Annotated in this window: 14 protein-coding genes; 6 read left to right on the top strand and 8 right to left on the bottom strand. The window is 62.3% G+C overall.

Features of this window, described 5'->3' with window-relative positions:
• Nucleotides 1-22 precede the first annotated feature (22 nt).
• The gene (locus tag RPG13_RS26640; protein ID WP_292670513.1) at nt 23-445 is read right to left on the bottom strand and encodes a VOC family protein; all 423 of its coding nucleotides are present in this window, start codon (nt 443-445) and stop codon (nt 23-25) included.
• A 212-nt stretch (nt 446-657) separates the two neighbouring features.
• Between RPG13_RS26640 and RPG13_RS26635 the strand changes: the two genes are divergently transcribed.
• The 5 genes from RPG13_RS26635 (at nt 658) to RPG13_RS26615 (ending at nt 7,632) form a co-directional block, all read left to right on the top strand.
• Nucleotides 658-1,860: an MFS transporter gene (locus RPG13_RS26635; protein ID WP_337126397.1), complete on the top strand. Its 1,203-nt coding sequence runs from the start codon at nt 658-660 to the stop codon at nt 1,858-1,860.
• 625 nt (nt 1,861-2,485) lie between these two features.
• Nucleotides 2,486-3,670 (top strand): acyltransferase family protein, encoded by a 1,185-nt coding sequence (locus RPG13_RS26630; RefSeq protein ID WP_126105591.1) that lies wholly within the window; start codon nt 2,486-2,488, stop codon nt 3,668-3,670.
• A 2-nt stretch (nt 3,671-3,672) separates the two neighbouring features.
• The gene (locus RPG13_RS26625; RefSeq protein WP_337126396.1) at nt 3,673-4,776 is read left to right on the top strand and encodes a glycosyltransferase family 2 protein; all 1,104 of its coding nucleotides are present in this window, start codon (nt 3,673-3,675) and stop codon (nt 4,774-4,776) included.
• 1 nt (nt 4,777) lies between these two features.
• Entirely contained in the window at nt 4,778-5,848 is a 1,071-nt protein-coding gene (locus RPG13_RS26620) for a glycosyltransferase family 2 protein (RefSeq protein ID WP_126105593.1), read from the top strand.
• On the top strand, nt 5,848-7,632 hold the full coding sequence (locus RPG13_RS26615) for an ABC transporter ATP-binding protein (RefSeq protein ID WP_126105594.1): 1,785 nt from the start codon (nt 5,848-5,850) through the stop codon (nt 7,630-7,632). The genes RPG13_RS26620 and RPG13_RS26615 overlap by 1 nt, the downstream gene beginning before the upstream one ends.
• Before the next feature lie 84 nt (nt 7,633-7,716).
• On the opposite strand, the gene RPG13_RS26610 is transcribed toward RPG13_RS26615, so the two are convergent.
• The 3 genes from RPG13_RS26610 to RPG13_RS26600 form a co-directional block, all read right to left on the bottom strand.
• Complete coding sequence (locus RPG13_RS26610; RefSeq protein WP_337126395.1) at nt 7,717-8,370, bottom strand: hypothetical protein; 654 nt, start codon at nt 8,368-8,370, stop codon at nt 7,717-7,719.
• 306 nt (nt 8,371-8,676) lie between these two features.
• Entirely contained in the window at nt 8,677-9,090 is a 414-nt protein-coding gene (locus RPG13_RS26605; protein WP_337126394.1) for a GFA family protein, read from the bottom strand.
• On the bottom strand, nt 9,083-10,123 hold the full coding sequence (locus RPG13_RS26600) for an NAD(P)-dependent oxidoreductase (protein ID WP_337127060.1): 1,041 nt from the start codon (nt 10,121-10,123) through the stop codon (nt 9,083-9,085). The genes RPG13_RS26605 and RPG13_RS26600 overlap by 8 nt, the downstream gene beginning before the upstream one ends.
• 18 nt (nt 10,124-10,141) lie before the next feature.
• Here RPG13_RS26600 and RPG13_RS26595 point away from each other — a divergent pair, with 18 nt between their 5' ends.
• Nucleotides 10,142-10,480, top strand: coding sequence for a winged helix-turn-helix transcriptional regulator (locus RPG13_RS26595; RefSeq protein WP_065008584.1), 339 nt, complete (start codon nt 10,142-10,144; stop codon nt 10,478-10,480).
• Nucleotides 10,481-10,538: 58 nt separating this feature from the next.
• Here the strand turns inward: RPG13_RS26595 and RPG13_RS26590 are convergent, their stop codons facing one another.
• The 4 genes from RPG13_RS26590 to RPG13_RS26575 form a co-directional block, all read right to left on the bottom strand.
• Nucleotides 10,539-11,432 (bottom strand): LysR family transcriptional regulator, encoded by an 894-nt coding sequence (locus RPG13_RS26590; protein ID WP_095489211.1) that lies wholly within the window; start codon nt 11,430-11,432, stop codon nt 10,539-10,541.
• 111 nt (nt 11,433-11,543) lie between these two features.
• Nucleotides 11,544-12,893 (bottom strand): HlyD family type I secretion periplasmic adaptor subunit, encoded by a 1,350-nt coding sequence (locus RPG13_RS26585; RefSeq protein WP_127203967.1) that lies wholly within the window; start codon nt 12,891-12,893, stop codon nt 11,544-11,546.
• Complete coding sequence (locus tag RPG13_RS26580) at nt 12,890-14,671, bottom strand: type I secretion system permease/ATPase (RefSeq protein WP_095489274.1); 1,782 nt, start codon at nt 14,669-14,671, stop codon at nt 12,890-12,892. The genes RPG13_RS26585 and RPG13_RS26580 overlap by 4 nt, the downstream gene beginning before the upstream one ends.
• Nucleotides 14,672-14,749: 78 nt before the next feature.
• Nucleotides 14,750-18,367, bottom strand: a complete 3,618-nt coding sequence (locus tag RPG13_RS26575) for a beta strand repeat-containing protein (RefSeq protein WP_337126393.1) — start codon at nt 18,365-18,367, stop codon at nt 14,750-14,752.
• Nucleotides 18,368-18,432: the final 65 nt, after the last annotated feature.

Here is an 18,432-nt window from a genome sequence, read left to right as displayed (position 1 = left end):
TTCTGACGTCGTCACCCAGTGATCAGAACGTAATCTCCACCGAAGCGGCGCTGCGGTTCGCCGGCCCGTGAAAGACGGCCTCGATGTTGTTGCCGTCGGGATCGAGCAGGAAGGCGGCATAATAGCCGGGATGGTAGTGCTGCCGCTCGCCCGGTGCGCCATTGTCCGTGCCGCCGCCATCGAGGCCGGCCTTGTAGAAGGCGTCGACCATCGCGCGGTCCTTTGCCTGGAAGGCAAGGTGGTGGCGCCCGGTCAGTTGCCCGTTGGCCGCCCGGCTGTCGATGCTGGAGACGAACAGCTCGTCGGCCCAGAAATAATCCTCGGCGCTGCCGCCGATGGGAACGTCGAGCACCTTGAAAACCGCCTCGTAGAAGCGGCGGCTGGCCTTGAGATCCCTGACCACCAGCTGGACGTGGTCGATGAGACGGCCGCGATGAAGTTCCATGCCTGTTAGCTCCTGATCGCCAGGTTGGAAATCTAGCTCAGGACGGTGCACGGTCAATGCAATGGAGCAATTGAGTGGGGCGATTTCCCGACTGGATAAAAAACGCAACCGGATTGTAGGATTCGAAATGTCGCCATCGTCCTTCGGACGCAAGCGGTGTGACGAAGCTCGAAAGAAGTCGCGCCGTGTCCAAACGATCTCGGGAGAAAAACATGAGCCTTTCCTATCGTTGGGTCATCGTCGCGGCTGGCGCCCTGATGACCTGCGTCGCCCTCGGGGCGATGTTCTCGCTGGCGATCTTCCTCGAACCGATGGCGCTCGACACAGATTGGTCGCGCGCCGGCATATCGAGCGCGATGACGCTGAACTTCCTGGTAATGGGCCTCGGCGGCTTCGCCTGGGGCGCCATTTACGATCGCTACGGCGCCCGCATCGTGGTGATGACAGGTGCGTTGCTGCTCGGGCTGGCGCTGGTGCTGGCCAGCCGCACCGGCTCGCTGCTTGTCTTCCAGATCACCTATGGCGTGCTCGTCGGCCTGGCGGCAAGCGCCTTCTTCGCGCCGATGATCGCGCTGACCGCCGCTTGGTTCGACACCAATCGCAGCTTGGCCGTTTCCCTGGTCTCGGCGGGCATGGGCGTGGCGCCGATGACGATCTCGCCCTTCGCGCAATGGCTGATCACGGCCTATGACTGGCGCACCGCCATGTTCGTCATCGGCGTCGCGGCATGGGCGCTGCTGGTGCCGGCCGCATTGCTGGTGCGCCAGCCGCCCAAGCCTGCCGCCGACGGCGCAGCCGCCGATATTGCCGCCAACGATACCGGCATGTCAGTTCCACAAGCGTTCCGCTCGCCGCAATTCATCGTTCTGGCACTGACCTTCTTTGCCTGCTGCGCGGCGCATTCCGGGCCAATCTTCCACATGGTGAGCTATGCGATGCTGTGCGGCATAGCGCCGATGGCGGCGGTCAGCATCTACAGCATCGAGGGCCTGGCCGGCTTAGGCGGCAGGCTTCTATACGGCGTGCTTGCCGACCGGCTGGGGGTCAAGCCGGTGCTGATTACCGGTCTGGCGATACAGTCCGTGGTCATCGCAGCCTATCTCGCCGTCAGCGAGCTTGGTCAATTCTACACGCTCGCCATCATCTTCGGCGCCACCTATGGCGGCGTGATGCCGCTCTATGCGGTGCTGGCGCGCGAATATTTCGGCCAGCGCATCCTCGGCACGGTGTTTGGTGCCGTCACCATGCTGTCCAGCATCGGCATGGCCTTCGGCCCGCTCGCCGGCGGCATGGTGTTCGATGCCTATGCCAGCTATTCCTGGCTGTTCATCGGCTCGGCCCTTGTCGGGCTCGGCGCGGTGGCGGTGGCGATCGCCTTCCCGCGGCTGCCGCGCAGGGAGTTGCAACCGGCGTAAGGATTGGCCGAGAGTGGGCGCAGGGGGTCAAAAGTGGACATAAACTATGCCGGCTTTTGTCCCCCAACTACGAGACCCGATCGGCAACGATGGGAGCTTTGTGCTCTGTTTAGGTCAGGTCTGTGGGCCCGTTTCCTCTTGATTAGCGATCGATCATGCTGCATTGCAGCGCGCTCACGCCAATACGAAGTGTGGATAAGTCGGGGATTCGGACGCAAACCTGCCAAAATAGGCAATTTCGGGCGGTTTTCGCGCATTTCGCAGGCGTACCTCACGCGACTATTTCAGTCACGTTAACATTTTGTGTTGCGGCGCAGCATTTTTTTCCTATCGTCGGGCTTGGGGCATTCGATGGCGTGAAGAGACTCTCCTTGGCAATTCTCCCTGGAGGCCCGGTGAAGCGTGGTGTTGAGGCAATCTGCAATCTGGTGGACCCACTGGCGGGGATTGGCGCAGAGCCATTCGATCGCCCCGCCCGAACCTCCGCAAGCCGTGCGAGACGCAGCGCTTCGAGCGAAAACGATCAGCGCCATTGCGCAGGCGCCGCTGTCCGCAGAGTGAGCAGCGGCGAACACGATCGGCGGCAACAATTTCAGCGGAGACATCCAACTGGCGGACGCGGCCGATGAGACGCGACACGCAATTGGACGCGCTAAGGGCCATCGCGGTGACGATGGTGATGTATTCGCATTTCTTTGCGGCGGGAGGGTCTTCCTTCTGGGGCCACATCGGCGTGCGATTGTTCTTCGTGCTGAGCGGGTTTCTGATCACGCGCCTTCTTCTGGACGCGCGCTCGGCCGCTGAATTCGAAACGGCGCCAGCACTCAAATCCTTCTACATCAGGCGAGCGCTGCGCATATTCCCTCCCTACTTTGCCGTGCTGGGTTTCGTTTGGCTGGTCGATCTGGAGCAGTCGAGGGGATCGCTGGTCTGGCATGCGCTTTATCTGTCGAATTTCTGGTTCGCGCTGCGCAACGAATGGACGCCTTGGGTCCTTGCCCATCTTTGGAGCCTGAGCATCGAGGAGCAGTTCTATATCGTCTGGCCATTGATCGTGTTGCTGGCGCCGCGCCGGCGTCTTCAATCGATCTGTATCGGCGTCATCCTGCTGTCGCTGTCGTATCGCTTTTACTGGCCGATCGCTGGAAGTCCCGACCTCGCGCGCGACCTGCTTCCGCCGGCATCGATGGACGCGCTGGCGACAGGTGCGCTGCTTGCAGTTTACCGAACCAGAGCCGCCGGCTTGCCGCAGTGGCTGCGACGTGGCTGGCCGGCCCTCGCGGCCGCGTTTTTCGTCCTGCAGTGGCTTGCGCCGGCGCCGGCAAATCCCGTGCAGGAATGGGGCCGCTGGCTGCTGCTGGAAGTCCTGCCTCTCGCGCCGCTTGTCGTGGTCGTGGCGAGCTGCTCGTCCGGCATCGGCGGTTACCGGGGCAGGCTTCTCGAACTGCCGCCACTGCTGGCCCTTGGCCGCGTCAGCTATGGCGTTTACCTATACCATCCGATCGTCCTGTCGCTGGCCGTCATGTCCCAGCCCTGGATCCCGCTCAATGTTTCGGAGCAAGGGCCGGGGCGGTTCCTGGTTGCGGGAACGGCGACGCTCATCGTGGCTTCAGTCTCATGGCTGTTTTTCGAAAAGCCGCTCAACAGCCTCAAACGCCATTTTTCCTATGTTGCGCCAAGAGCCGGCGCTGTCATCCCGACAGGCGTCAAAACGAACGGTGGCGGGTGGCTCGGGAGGACAGCAGGAGCCCGTCTCAGTGGCCGCACATCATCCTTGGCACGCGACCTCCCGCGAACAGATCGGAGCTGACCATGGCTGCTCCTTTGGTGTCCGTTCTGCTGCCGATCTACAATGCCGGACCTTATCTGGCTGCCGCGCTCGGCAGCATCCTGCGGCAGGATTACGATCGCCTGGAGATCATCGCGATCGATGATGGATCGACGGACAACTCCCTGCAGATCCTGCAGAAGTGCCGCCAGACCGACGATCGCATCTCCATCATCTCACGAGAAAACCGCGGCCTCGTCGCAACCCTGAATGAAGGGCTGGCTGTGGCTCAGGGTGATCTGGTCGCCAGGATGGACGCGGACGATATCGCCTATCCCTGGCGCTTGTCACGTCAGGTAGCACTCTTCAACCAGCGACCCGACCTTGCTCTGTGTGGCGCGGGCGTGGATTTCCTGCTTGGCAACCGCATCGTCAAAGGCTTGCCCGATCCGGCGCTCCAAGAAAATCTCCTTCGGATATTGTCGAGGTTCTTCACGATATTCATGCATCCTACAGTGGTTTATAATAGGAACGTCATAAGGGGCGGCGATCTATATTACGACGGGAGCTACAGGCACGCCGAAGATTTCGATCTCTTCAGACGGCTTACCGACCGTTACCCGGCCGCAATGATCCCCGAAAACCTGATTGCCTATCGTATCCACGGCGAAAGCGTGACGAACAGGCACAAGGGGGAAATGCGGAGGACACATTTGAAGATCGTGGCCGAGACCCTTGAGCGGGAGGAACTCGCGCAAAACACGCGGGACCTGCGCGACATCGGCGATGTTGTCTCGACGGATACGGTAGGCCGTGCCGCCGAATGGCTTCTGGCACTGGAAGCGAGAATTTCCGGACTGCCGGCGGAAACGAGGCCTAGCTATGAGGCCGGCACGCTGAACCTGTTCTATTTCCTCTACCAACTCATATCAGATGAGATGCAACCGCTGCTGACGCACGAGTTCCTGACGCGGACCGCGAAATGGGACCTCATTCGGCGTCGCGAGCGGTACGCATTGCGTGCCGGCGCTTACGCGCCGCGGTTCAGCCTCGTCTCGATGTCGGCGACCAGGCAGGTCGACGCCTTGTCGCGGTACTTGCAGTCCGTGCCGGCCGCAGCGGTTCTGCCTTCCCTTGGGTCGAGTTAGAATGACAGTCAAGTCCGACCAGCTTCTGCAGCATAACCGCGCGACGATGCCTGCGGCCAATTCGGTCGGGTCGCAGCATGGACCAGCGCCCGAGGTCAGCTTCATCGTCTGCACACGCAACCGCGTTGCGGTGCTTGAGCCTTGCATCAAGTCGATCCAGGCCGCGTGCCGTGCCCATCCTGCCTTCGCGGCCGAACTCGTGGTTGTCGACAACGGCTCGACCGACCGCACGGCAGAGCGCCTGGCCAGCATCGCCGAACTGTCGGACATTCCATTGAAGGCTATTTGCGAGCCACGACCCGGATTGGCAGCGGCCCGCAACGCCGGTCTGGCGCGCGCACGGGGCCGTGTGCTGGTCTTCGTCGATGATGATTGTCAGGTCCATGGTGACTATCTCAGCGATTTGCAGCGACACTATGCGACCGGGGAACGGGTCGTCCGGGGAGGCCGCGTCGAGATCGGCGATGCCAGGGATCTGCCGTTCACGATCAAGCGGTCGCCGGTCCGCGAGCGGCTTACATCGGATGTTCATCCCGGCGGCTTCGTGCTGGGATGCAACATGACGATGCACCGCGATGTTGCGGCCCGTATCGGGCTTTTCGACGAGCGGTTCGGCGCCGGCGGCCCGCTGCGCTCCGCGGAGGATACGGATTACCTCGTGCGAGCGGTGCTGCTCGGCATCCCGGTCGAGTATGTGCCTGATATGACGATCTTCCACCATCACGGCCGGCGAGATCGCAAAGCCATCGAAAAACTCCACCGCGACTATAGCATGGGCAATGGCGGGCTGTGCCTGAAACATGTTCGCCGTGCGCCCTGGCTGCTTCGCCATTTCTACTGGGCAGTCAGATCGGCATTCCGGGAATTGGTGAAGGGTCCTGCGTTCGATTGCGAACTCAAGCTGTCGCACTGGCCGATCGTCGTCATGAATATGCTCGGCGCGGCCAAGTTCGCCGTGCTTTTGCTGGCGAGATGGCCGCAGGCGCCGCAAGTGCGGCAGGATCAACAAGCACAGGATCAACAGGCACAGGATCAACAGGCAAATGCCGAGGCGAGGGTGAATACGCCATAATGCGACTGGTTCCGCCGAGCCTGCCGATGCTGCGCCGCGCGCTTGGAAGGAAGCAGTTGCGCCTGCTTCCCGCCGTGGTGGTGCTGGGTCTCGTCAGTGCGGCTCTTGAAGGTTTTGGCATAGGCTTGATCATCCCCTTGCTGGGCATCATCATGGGGCAGGGGGATCAAACCGGAATGGCCGGCTTTTCTGCCGTGTTCCAGCACGTCGGATCGAGCTTAAGCGAGCGCGACCGGTTGATCGTCATTTCGGCCGCCATCCTCGGCTCGATCGTCCTAAAGAACGTCTTCGCCTTCGCAAACACGCTGCTGACGACCTTTATCTATGGCAAAGCCAGCCATTCGATCCGCAGCGCGCTGTCGGAGCAGCTGCTGCGGGTGGGTTACCCATTCTTCCTGCAGCAAAGTCCCGGACGGCTGCTCAACATCATCTCCAACGAATCCTGGCGGGCATCGGATGCGATCCAGATCATGCTGGCGGCCATCGTCAGCGCCTCGGCTGCAATCATCCTGCTGGTCTTTCTGCTCCTGCTTTCCTGGCAGATGACGCTGTTGGTCACGCTGGGGCTGGTTCTCGTTCAGATCGCGCACGCTGTGCTGTCAGCCAATTTGAAGGCGCCCAGCCGCAGCGTCGCCTCGCGCAACAGCGATCTCGCATCGCAGATGCTCCACCTCGTGCATGCCGGGCGTCTGATCCGCATTTTCGGACAGGAGAGCCGCGAGAAGGCGGTATTCGATCGGGCATCGGATGGGGTTCGCCGGGCTGCTTTCGTCCTGCTTACGCGTCAGGGCGCGTTGCCGCCGCTGACCGAGGTTCTCCACGCGATGCTCTTTCTGGCGGTGGTGATCGGCGCCTGGTTCGTGGGCGTGAGTTTCCCGCTGATCGTCGCGTTCGTCATCCTGCTCTACAGGCTGCAGCCGTATATGCGGGCTTTGCAAATGGCCTGGAGCCAGTTGCAGGGCTTGAGCGGATCGCTTGAAGAGGTGGTCTGGATGCTGGATCCATCCGACAAGCCCGAACCTCCGCAAGGCAGCGGACCCTTTCGCGGCTTGGGCCAGGGAATCAAGTTCGATGACGTGACCTTTACCTATTCCGGCAAGGACCGGCGCGCCGTGGTGCTGCATTCGGCGGCTTTCGAAATCCGCAGCGGCCGCTCGACGGCGCTGATCGGCCGGTCAGGCGCAGGCAAGACGACGATCGTCAATCTCCTGTGCCGCTTTGTCGAGCCTGATACCGGTAGAATTCTCGTCGATGGATCACCCCTCGACCAGATCGATCCCAGCCAATGGCGAAGGCATATCGCACTTGCCAGCCAGGACCTGGAACTGGTGGATGGCACCATTTTCGACAACATAATCTACGGGCAGGACGCAGCCTCGGCCGGCGATGCCGAGCGCGCTGCAAGGCTGGCCGAGGCGCACGAATTCATTGAACATCTGCCGCAAGGCTACAAGACGGTCGTCGGCTACAGGGGCGTCAATCTTTCAGCGGGACAGCGGCAGCGGATCGCACTGGCGAGAGCCCTGGTGCGCGATCCCGACATCCTCATCCTGGACGAAGCCACCAATGCGGTGGACGGACTGTCGGAAGCGGCGATCGTCGAAACCCTGAAGTCGAGGGCCGGCCGCCGCACGACCATAGTCATCAGCCATCATCACAGCACCATCTCGTTCTGCGACGACGTGGTGATCCTGAGCGGCGGCCGTGTGAAAAAGCAGGCGCCCTTTGCTGCGCTGGCATCGCTCAGCATGGATGAGCTCTATCAGCATGAACCGCTCGACTGACGAGGGCTGCGATTCTGCCTGGCGCGGTCGCGCCTTGCCGCGGGCGGCTGCAACCGGCGTAGGGGCGAGCAGGGCTGAGTGACGTCATTTGCCGGGCACGCCCGGGAAAAGTGTCATCAATTTCTGCTCGGCCGCCGCCCAGGCTCGGGCGTGGTAATGCCGCAGCAGCAGGATGCTTGTAACGAAACCCAAAATTCCGGAAATAACCCCGAGCGACATTCCCGAGCCGATTACCGATGTTGCCACTATGCCCGTAAAGACGCCTGCGATCGCGCCGCTGATCGTACTCACCATGCCTGCGGTCGTCATGAAATACTGCAGGGGCGACGGGTTGAAGCCCTTGTCGACGAGCACCGCCGAGCGGTCATCATGCGTGGAATGGATGAGGTACTTTTGCATGATTGGCGCGATTTCGACGTAATAGTGCCGGATCCGCGCCATGCCACGAGCGTGCACCATATCCTCGATCGCAACCTGCACGGCGCGCACAAAGGTGACCAGACCGATGAAGAACAGGCAAGGCAGCAGGATCAGGCTGAACAGCACGAAAGGCATACCCATTTCCGTGACTTGCGCGACGAATGACAGAGCGATCGTTACGCTTGAGACCGACGTGAGGAACAGATTGGCGCGCTGGTTCGCTTCTTGAATCGTGGCTGCGCGGGCGGTCTGCAGCACGAAGTGCTCGGTTGTCATGCATTGCAGGACCTGCTGCGTGTTGTTGCTCTCTACCGCCATTGGCGTCCTCCTTCGGCCGGCTCAACCACAACGCGACCAAAAGCGATTATGATCGGCCGGCCGGCTTCCCGCAGCCCACCGGGCGAAGCCGACACGGCTTCCTCACTCCGGTGATCGGATTCGCGATCTGACCCCTCGGCAAGCCGTCGGGAGTCGAAAAAACTTGCCGCGACAATCAGCTTCGGAGCGTGCCTTGGGGGAACGTCGAGGAGCGCAAAGTGTTGCAAAGGAGCCTACAGTTCGCAGTCGCCCGCGGCAGTTATCCGCCCTGCCGCAAGCCAGGCATCGCCGTTGGTGATCCGCTCCTCAAGAGGCGGCGGCTTCGGGCACGCCTTCCAAACAAAGCCATTTATGCTTTCGGGCAGGCCAATGGAGCATGATCGGGGGCGGGAATTCCGGGTCCTCCAGACAGCCGACCGATACCGACAGCGCATCCTTCAGCCCTTCTGCCCGCATGAAAACGACCGACCCGCACGTGGTGCAGAATGTCTGCTCCAACCATTGCCCCGACGAGCCGGTTCTGCGCCAGGATCTGGTCTCGCCTTTCAGGCCGACGAGGGCGGAGTCGGCGTAGATGGCCCGATACGAGAACGCCGCCCCGGTGCATCGCTGGCACTCCAGGCAACTGCACGCATAGACGCGTCGCGGCTCTCCGGCGAGGACAAGCTCCACGCCCCGGCACGAGCAGGTCGCGGTTCTTCTCGTCTTGCCGCTATGCATTCGCTGGCTCCCGGCTCCGGCGCGGCGCGCCGTTTCGAAACAAGGGCGCGAGAGATGCGAAATCATCTTCCGTGCGCCCGCGCGAAAGCGCCTGTCGAAAGATCATATCCATGGCGCGCGGCATAGCCGCGTCGAGACCTCGCTCCTCGCATGCCTCAAGCAGGTGCTGGAAGGCGCTGTAGTGGGCACCCAATGAGGCGAGGGTTGCGTCGTCGCCGGCAAAACGGCGCGCATTTGTTCTATCCACCACGTCGAACAGAGCGGCATCGACGACCGGCTTGAATGCGGAAAGATGGCTCCTGAACGTCTCCAGGTCGAGCCCTTCAGCCTCGGCGACAGCCATGCCCTGGAGTGCCCCGAAGAGCCCGCCCCACATCTGGGTGAGCAGAGCGGTATCGAGCGCAGAGGCCTGGCCAGGCAGCTCGCCGACATAGCTCGTGCCGCCGCCGAGCGCGAACAGCAGGGACTTGTGCTTCTCGTAAACGTCGCGGGAACCCGAATAAAGCAGCGCGGTCTCTGGTTTGCCTATAAAATCCGGAGTGGCCATGATCGCCCCGTCCAGATAGCCGGCACCATGCGCCTCCACCCAGCGCGCTTCTTCCCGGGCCAGACGCGGTGAGCCGGAGGTGAGTTGCACGACGGCTTTGCCGGCCAATGCCGAAGCGATGCCGTCCCGCTTCAGCAAAGCATCGCTGGCGGCATAGTCGAGAACATTGATGATCACGATTTCGGCCGCCTGGATGCCAGCCTCCACGGAAGGGACGACCTTGGCGCCAAGGGCCGCCAATGGCTCGCACTTTGCCGCGGTCCGATTCCAGACCCACGTTGTGTAGCCGCGATCGAGCAGCGTTCGAGCAATGGACGAGCCCATTCGGCCCGCGCCGAGCACGCAGACATTTGATGTCATAATAACTTCTCCGATAGACTGATGGCCCTCTCGACGAGGGTCCGTTTTATGTTTGGCGCGCTCGATCCGAAGATATAAATTCTTGCTGCATTGAGAAGTACGCACCTTGAGGTAAGCTATCGCCATCATGACAGGAGCTGCCAAATGAGGCGCAAGGAACCAGACAGCTGCGGTTTTGCTGCCGCGTTGCAGGCCATCGGCGGAAAGTGGAAAACCTCGCTGCTATGGGAACTGCACCTGCGGCCATACCGCTTTGCAGAATTGCGCCGGTTGCTACCTGGCGTCAGCGAGAAGGTTCTCACGCAGCAATTGCGGCAGATGGAAGCCGACGGGCTCATCAGCCGGCGCGCTTATGACGAGGTGCCGCCGCGCGTGGAATACTCGATCACGCCGCTCGGCTTTAGTCTGAACGATGCGGTGACTGTCATGTCGGCCTGGGGCAAGCACCACGAGACATGGAAATCCCAGCGTAAAGCGGCCTGACGCGGGCATCGGCGTCGCGTCGGTTTAGTATCAACCGCGCGAGCGGCGGCCTCTCCTTTCAGTCGCGAAAGCGCAGCGCGTCGACGAGCACGGCGAAGGCCGGCGAGTTCTGCCTTCGGCTCGGATAGTAGAGGTGACAGCCCGAGAAGGGCGGGCACCAGTCGGCGAGCACACGGACAAGGCGCCCTTCCGCAATGTGAGCCCGCGCCTGATCCTCGGGCAGGTACGCCAGCCCAAACCCGGCCAGCACCGCGTTCAGCCTGAGCGCAGAGGTGTTGAAGACAAACTGCCCTTCCACCCGCACTTTGAGCTCGCGCCCGTTTTTCTCGAACTCCCAGGCGTAGAGTCCGCCATAGGTCGGCAGCCGCAGATTGATGCAGTCGTGCGCCGTCAGATCCTGCGGTGTCTTTGGTGGCTTGCGCCTGGCGAAATAGGACGGCGCGCCGACGACCGCCATGCGCATATCGGGCCCGATGCGCACGGCGATCATGTCCTTTGCCACCTGCTCGCCGAGACGGACGCCGGCGTCGTAGCGTTCCGCGACGATGTCGGTGAGGCCGTAGTCGACGATGATCTCGACCTTGATGTCGGGATAGTCCGGCAGGAGCCTCGCCAGCGCGGGCCAGAGGACCGTGTCGGCCGCGTATTCGCCAGCCGTGATGCGAATGGTGCCGGCGGGCTTGTCGCGCAGCTCGCTCAGCGAGGCAAGCTCCGTCTCGATCTCATCAAACCGGGGGCCAACATTTTGCAGCAGGCGTTCGCCCGCTTCCGTCGGAGAGACGCTGCGTGTGGTGCGGGTCAGCAGCCGGAGCCCGAGCCGCTCTTCAAGCCCCCGGATCGTATGGCTGAGCGCCGACTGCGAAACGCCGAGTTGCGCGGCCGCCCTGGTGAAACTTCGCTCCTTCGCCACAGCCAGGAAGGCAAGAAGGTCGTTGACGTTTGTGCGCGCCATTCATGAATCCACCTCATAACTTAATGCCCAATTCAGGCACTTAATTGCAAGGCCATGCACAAGCGCGGGGCCGGTTTTTTATCTGGTCAGATGAAGAAGACGTTGGGCGGCCTATTTTTCCCGCATGGCTCGGCGGAAGTTCTGCGTGATCGGCTCGGCGAGGTAAGAAAGCACGGTGCGAGCACCTGTCCGGATCAGCGCCTCGCTCGACATGCCCGGCAGCAGTTTACGGCCCTCCAGCTTGGCGAGTTCGCTCTTGTCGATCAACACGGTTGCGGCGAAATACGGTGCGCCGCTGCGCTCCTCCACCATGCGGTCGGCCGACACGATCTCCACGACGCCGTCGAGTGGCGGCAGGTTGTAGCGGGCGAAGGCCGGGAAGCTGACACGCGCGGGCTGTCCGGGGGCGATCGTCTCGACATCCTCTGGTTTGACCATAGCCTCGACCACGAGTTGTTGTCCGAGCGGCACGACTGTCATCAATGTCTCACCGGATTTCACGACACCGCCCGCCGTGTGGACCTTCAGGTCCATGACGATGCCGTCAACTGGGGCGACGACATTGGTACGGGTAAGCACGTCCTTGGCGGAACGCTCCTCCTGTCTGAGGTCAAACAACTCCGCCTCGACCTTGCTCAACTCCTCGACGGCCTCGTTCAGCCGCACTGTGTTGAGGTTCAAAATTTGCATCTCAATCTCGGCCATGGCGCTTCTGGCACGAGCGATTGCCGCGACGTTGGTAGCGCGCTCCCCCTCTACCACCCGCTGTTGTCGTCTGAGCAACAGGTTCCTCTCGCGGGTGGTCAGCCCCTTCTTGAGCAGACTTTCAAGGTCTTTGGTTTCACCCTCGATCGCCTCGATCTGCTTGTCCTCGGTGACGATAAGTTCCTCTAGTCCCGTTATCTCTTCCTCGGTCTGGTGACGGCGCTGGCTGAGAATTTCCCGCTCGTCCTTCAAGTTGTGGTGCTTCGCCGCGAACACGTCACGCTGTGCGGCCACCGCGTCCTTTACGGCGGTGGCGGGGTCTGCGAGCAACGCCGGATCAAACTCGATCTCGGCCTTGCCGTCACGCTCAGTCCTGAGACGCGCGGCCAGCGCCTCACGCGTTGCTATCCGGTTCTGGATCAGGTCAAGCTGCGCCGTTGCCTGTGTGTTGTCGAGTCGGATGAGGACCTTGCCCGCCTTGACGATATCACCGTTGGCGGCGTTCAACTCCGCGATGATGCCGCCCTCGAGGTGCTGGATGAGCTTGCGGTCGCCGGCGACCTTGATAACGCCCGGAGCCACTGCGGCGCTGTCCAACGGTGCCAGCGCCGCCCAACCCCCCGCCACGCCGAAGAACAGGAATATGATCGCGAACCCGGTGCACGTCACGCCCGTGAGACGCAGGGGTACCGGTTCCAGCACGGAGGGTGGCGGGACGGGTAACGGCACGACGTTCAATTCTGGGGAACGGCTCATGCTTCTTTGACCTCTTTAATTTTTTTGACTTCCTTGACCACTTCGAGGGTTGGCAGCTGGGCTGCCTTTGGCATCTGGGCCACCTTGCCGGCGCGGTTGGCGAGTTCGTTGAAGACATAGTCGCGCGGGCCGAAGAGGTCTTGCTGGCCGCGGTTGAGGACCAACACCTTGTCGACCTTCTCCATGATGTTCGGGCGGTGTGCGATCAAGATGATGGTCGTTTTCGTGGCCTTGGCGATACCGATGGCGGCGGCCAGTGCGTCTTCGCCCTCTTTGTCGAGGTTGGAGTTGGGTTCGTCGAGGATAAGGAGCGCCGGGTCGCCGTAGAGTGCCCGCGCCAGCCCGATGCGCTGGCGCTGTCCGCCCGACAACACCGCGCCCGCCTCGCCGATCTCGGTGGCGTAACCCTTCGGCAGCCCCTTGATCAGTTCGTGGACGCCCGCCAGCTGCGCGGCGTTGACCACGTGCTTGAAGACCGCGGGGTTGAGCGTCGCGAAGCGGCAGATGTTTTCGGAGACGGTACCGGCGAAGAGCTCGATGTCTTGCGGCAGGTAGCCGACGTGACGGCCCCGGTCCTCCGCCGCCCATTGGGCGACGTCCATGCCGTCGAGCAACGCGCGGCCTGCGGATGGGCGCCAAGCGCCGGCCAACACTCGCGCCAGACTCGTCTTGCCGGCCGCGCTCGGGCCGATCAACGCCATCACTTCGCCCGGGTTGAGTTGGAAGCTGATTCCTTTCAGAATCGGCTCGCCGCCGCCCTGCCGGGCGAGTGCGATGTTCTCGGCCTCAAACTTACCTTTCGGGCGCGGCAACGGCAAGGCCGGCGTGGCCTCCGGGTGCTGTCCGGCGACTGCGACGAGACGTTTGTAGGCGTCGCGGGCCCCCACCGTCGCCTTCCACGTGCCGATCGCTTGTTCGACCGGGGCCAACGCGCGGCCCATCAGGATGGAGGCGGCGATCATGATGCCGCCGGAAGCCTCGTTCCGCAATACAAGATAAGCGCCGAGGCCGAGGATGGCGATCTGGAGGGCCTGACGGAAGGAGCGCGCGATGGCCGAGATGGTGCCGCCCCGGCTGCTGGCGCGGGAATGTCCCTCGTTCGCCTCGTCCTGGTGGACCTTCCAAATTTCGAGCAGGGGCTTCAACATGCCCATAGACTGCACGACCTCGGCGTTGCGGATCACGGCCTCAGCCTGCGTGTAAGCCCGCGACTGCGCGCTACCGGCCTCCGTCAGCGGCTTGCGTGTGGTGTACTCGTTCAGCAACGCCAGTGCGAACAATACAATCCCGCCACACAACGCCAGCCAGCCCAACCAAGGGTGCATGAGGAAGATAGCGGCGAAGAAGATCGGTGCCCAAGGCGCGTCAAGGATCGGGTAGATACTCGGGCTGGTGAAGAAATTCCGCACCTGGTCGAGGTCACGCAGCGGGCGGGAGGTAACCTGACCGGGCGCGGCGGCCGCGTACTCTACCGATGCGGTCAGGAGAACAGGCGCCAACCGCGCGTTCATCCACGTTCCGACTTTGGCCAGCAGGCGCTGGCGCACGACTTCCAGTGCCGCCATTGTCGCCAGCGCCGTCGCCGCCATCAACGTCAACACCACCAGTGTCTCCGTGCTGTGGCTGCCCAACACGCGGTGGTAGACCTGGAGCATGTACAGCGCCCCGGTCAGCATCAGCATGTTAATACCGGCGCTGAACCAGATAAGCGGCTTGACGGCGCGTCGGGCCTCTTTCATCACCACCTGCAGGGCAGGGGGCTGTTGGTTGGTTTTCATCATTTGGATGACATCTCGTGCAACAGATCGCGGGTGGCAGTACGGGGGCAGCATTGGCTGCCCCCGTTTGGTCAAGTGTCAGGCGACGTCAACAAGTATCTGCTGCGTCAAAGTCTGGTCCGCGTCCGCGTCCGCAACGTTGAAGGCGAAGACGAGGTCGGCGCTGATCGTCCCGCTGGTCTGCTGCACAAACCCGATGTCCACGATCTTCAGGACGTCGTTATCGGTCGTGTCCCATGCCGTCAGACCAGAGGTGGCACTGCTGTCACCGCCCGCTCCGACGGCCCCGTTCAGGTTGATGGCGGTACCCGTCAGCCCATTGTCGCTCTGCATGATCTGCACGCCCTGGATCTGGAACGTCTCGATGCCATCATTGTAGTCGTTGCTCTCCAAGATCAGGAGGGCATCGTTGTTATCGAGCGTGAACTCCGTGTTGTACGGGAAGGGGACATTGGCGTTGCCCTTGATCAAGTCCAAGTTCTGGACGTTGACGGCCCTGGTGATCTCATTGCCGTTGGCGTCCCTGAGATCGAGGATCAGGACCAGGTCCTCACTGTTGCCGATGCCGTCGAACTTGATCACGACCCCACTGGCAGATGTGGTCGGGTCAAGCCTCTCGGTGCCGCCCCCGGGAGCATTCGGGTTAACGTCGCCCAGGATGTTCTCCTGGAAGAACCGCAACGTCAGCACTTCACCCTTCTGGATCGTGTCACCGGCGACCCCGTTTGTCGCCCGGGTTGCAGACACCCAGTCTTCGTGGGTGTTGGTGATCATGTCGTGGGTGGCACCTCCGTTGTTGAACGTGGTGTCACCAACGGTCGCTCCGTCGCCGGTCGAGTTGAACCCGAAGCCGATCTGCTGGGTGGTCGAGTTTGCGGTGAACTGCACGAAGAACGGATCCGGATCGCCGTTCGGCGTCAGCTGCTCCGCGACGATCAGCGGGTGTCCCGTGTTGCCGGTGGGCGCTTTCGCCACCAACTCGCTGGTGTGAAGCACGTCGAAACTGAACCCGTCGATCACGTCGGTCAGGGTGACGGTGTAGGTGTCGGCAGCCTTGTCGAAGATAAGCGTGCCGCCCGCCGTAGCGTCCTGCACACCAGCCGTGATTGGGTCCTTGTCGTAGTGGAACGAGAAGGCAAACGACGCAGATGTATCGGTCTCAGCCGTGCGGGTTGCGACCGCTTGGGTGATATTCGGGTTCTGCGCGTTGTCGACCGTGCCGGTCAGCGCGATCTGGGTGCCCGCCAAAGCACCGTTGGTATCGACAAAGTCGCTAACACCCGCCGCATACTCTGCGGCCGTGTGCTTGTCCGTCATGTCGTACCCGAAGGCTCCGGTAGCCGACGCGTTGAGCGTGTTAGCCAGCGTCTCGGGGGTTCCGGGGGCACCGGTCTGGTCACCGTCGAACGGTGCCGTGATCGTCGGATCGGTGTCGTTGAAGGTCAGCGACAGCCCCGAGCTCGCGCTTTGCGACGACACGACGTCGTCGTCGCCGTCCGTCACCGTCACCGTCGACACCACGTTGATCAGAGTGCCGAGGTCGAGCGAGTTGTCCTCGCCCGCGCCTTGCGGCGCGTTCGAGTGCTCAAGGGCAACCAACGACGTCAGCGTCACCGTCGTGCCAGACAGCGTCACCGTGAACGCCGTCGCATCGAGCGTGTTGTTGCCGTCGCTGTCATACTGGCCCGAGATCTGGCTGGCCGAGTCGGCCACCAGCGTGATCGCATGGTTGCCCTCCGTCGTCAGCAGCCCGGTCGCCGGCCCGCCCGCCAGGGCCAGTGCGTAGCTCACATTCGTCGTGAAGCCGTCGACCGCGCTCGCCGTGAAGGTCGGCGGCGTGATCGTCACCTGCCTCTGCCCGCCAGCCCCGCTCGCCTCGACCACCTCGGCGGCGCCAACCGTCGGCGCGGCCGTGATCGAGAGCGTCGGATCGGTGTCGTTGAAGGTCAGCGACAGCCCCGAGCTCGCGCTTTGCGACGACACGACGTCGTCGTCGCCGTCCGTCACCGTCACCGTCGACACCACGTTGATCAGAGTGCCGAGGTCGAGCGAGTTGTCCTCGCCCGCGCCTTGCGGCGCGTTCGAATGCTCAAGGGCAACCAACGACGTCAGCGTCACCGTCGTGCCAGACAGCGTCACCGTGAACGCCGTCGCATCGAGCGTGTTGTTGCCGTCGCTGTCATACTGGCCCGAGATCTGGCTGGCCGAGTCGGCCACTAGCGTGATCGCATGGTTGCCCGCCGTCGTCAGCAGCCCGGTCGCCGTCCCGCCCGCCAGGGCCAGGGCGTAGGTCACATTGGTTGTGAAGCCGTCGACCGCGCTCGCCGTGAAGGTCGGCGGCGTGATCGTCGCCTGGCTCTGCCCGCCAACCCCGCTCGCCTCGACCACCTCGGCGGCGCCAACCGTCGGCGCGGCCGTGATCGAGAGTGTCGGCCCGTCATCGTCGAAGTTGATGAAGGAGCCGACCTGTTCGTTGTGGGCGTTGGCTACAGCACCAGAAAAGTGCACCTCCTTGACATCGAAATAGTCTTTCTCGGTGTCGATGTTCTTGATGGTGAAGCGGTCAAAGGTTCCGCCAGCCCCGCCTGCGGTCGTGAAGTCGACCGTCACGCCCTCGCCGACATCCTGAAGGATCAGTCCAGTGCCGCTGAGATCAACCGTGATGCCCAGGGCCGCGGCTGTTGTTGCGACGCCGTTCAGTTTGAAAGTCACTCCGGTGATATTGATCTCCGTATCGTTGTCATCACCGGGGAGATTAGCGCCTTCCGCGTTGTCGTCATTATTATAGGCGTGGATCTCGATGTCAGCCACGGTGTTGGTCGGCGTCGACTGCGAGACCGAGAAACCCGCGCCGGAGACGTTCTCGATGTGGGCGTCGTAGTCAGGCGCGGTTGGCGTGTTGGTAAAGTCCTTACCCGCGCTCTGGGTGCCGCCGCTGATCAGGTCGATCTGGAGCTCACGGCCAAAGCGCACGTCTTGAGATGCGACACCCAAGCCTTGCGTGCTGATGTTGACTTCAGCTTGCACGCCATTGTCGTGAGCCGTGACAAGAATCTTCTGCGGGCTCGCTACGTCGGCGTCGAGGATATACCAATTGTTGTGTCCAGGAGGGGCGTCACCAAGCTGGCCGAAATTGACCACGGTGGTCCCCGTGACAGAGGCGAACACCTTGTCAGTCAGATCGATGCGGTCGTCCGGGTTGGTCTCGTCCGGATGGAACAACGGCACATACTGGACCGTGTACAGGTTCGCATTGGTGTTGCTGGTGCTGTTCAGCCCAAGCGAGAAGGCGAGCGGACCGGTTGGGTCGGGCGCGACGGTCCCGTCAGAGGTACCGATGACGCCGATCACGACGTTTGCATGAGTTGGGTCTTGGAACAGCCAGACATAATTGCCATCGACCGTCTGAATGTCGCTGTTCACGCCGACGGTGGTGGAAAACGGGGTTCCATTGAGGTTCTGGGAGAGAACGACCGAGGTGATGGTTTCCCCTGCACTCGCCGAGGCGACCACGAAGTCGGTCTGGAAGGCGACCTCCGGTGAGGTCAGCCCGCCCGCATCGTCGAGACCTAGGAGATATTGCAGCGTGGGATCGGTGCTGTGCGGCGAATCCAACGGGTTAACATCATCGTCCTCGACCTGAAGACCGGTGGTCTCGTCGATGATGATGTCTTGAGCTACGATGTCGATTGCCATGGAGATTCTCCTTGGTTAAAACGCTTCAAGAAAAAGGGATCCACCCCCAGACGCCGGAATTGCAC

The organism is Mesorhizobium sp. ISC15 (assembly GCF_037162615.1).
In the GTDB taxonomy this organism is placed as follows: Bacteria; Pseudomonadota; Alphaproteobacteria; order Rhizobiales; family Rhizobiaceae; genus Mesorhizobium; species Mesorhizobium mediterraneum.
Note: the sequence above shows the minus strand (reverse complement) of the source record. Positions and strands in the feature narration are given on the sequence as shown.

Bases quoted from the DNA above. Each gene is read 5' to 3' on its own strand.
- RPG13_RS26600 (WP_337127060.1), bottom strand. From the start codon at position 10,123: ATGGCGATAGCTTACCTCAAGGTGCGTACTTCTCAATGCAGCAAGAAT.
- RPG13_RS26635 (WP_337126397.1), top strand. From the start codon at position 658: ATGAGCCTTTCCTATCGTTGGGTCATCGTCGCGGCTGGCGCCCTGATG.
- RPG13_RS26580 (WP_095489274.1), bottom strand. From the start codon at position 14,671: ATGAAAACCAACCAACAGCCCCCTGCCCTGCAGGTGGTGATGAAAGAG.
- RPG13_RS26605 (WP_337126394.1), bottom strand. From the start codon at position 9,090: ATGCATAGCGGCAAGACGAGAAGAACCGCGACCTGCTCGTGCCGGGGC.
- RPG13_RS26630 (WP_126105591.1), top strand. From the start codon at position 2,486: ATGAGACGCGACACGCAATTGGACGCGCTAAGGGCCATCGCGGTGACG.
- RPG13_RS26640 (WP_292670513.1), bottom strand. From the start codon at position 445: ATGGAACTTCATCGCGGCCGTCTCATCGACCACGTCCAGCTGGTGGTC.
- RPG13_RS26610 (WP_337126395.1), bottom strand. From the start codon at position 8,370: ATGGCGGTAGAGAGCAACAACACGCAGCAGGTCCTGCAATGCATGACA.
- RPG13_RS26625 (WP_337126396.1), top strand. From the start codon at position 3,673: ATGGCTGCTCCTTTGGTGTCCGTTCTGCTGCCGATCTACAATGCCGGA.
- RPG13_RS26595 (WP_065008584.1), top strand. From the start codon at position 10,142: ATGAGGCGCAAGGAACCAGACAGCTGCGGTTTTGCTGCCGCGTTGCAG.
- RPG13_RS26575 (WP_337126393.1), bottom strand. From the start codon at position 18,367: ATGGCAATCGACATCGTAGCTCAAGACATCATCATCGACGAGACCACC.
- RPG13_RS26590 (WP_095489211.1), bottom strand. From the start codon at position 11,432: ATGGCGCGCACAAACGTCAACGACCTTCTTGCCTTCCTGGCTGTGGCG.
- RPG13_RS26585 (WP_127203967.1), bottom strand. From the start codon at position 12,893: ATGAGCCGTTCCCCAGAATTGAACGTCGTGCCGTTACCCGTCCCGCCA.
- RPG13_RS26615 (WP_126105594.1), top strand. From the start codon at position 5,848: ATGCGACTGGTTCCGCCGAGCCTGCCGATGCTGCGCCGCGCGCTTGGA.
- RPG13_RS26620 (WP_126105593.1), top strand. From the start codon at position 4,778: ATGACAGTCAAGTCCGACCAGCTTCTGCAGCATAACCGCGCGACGATG.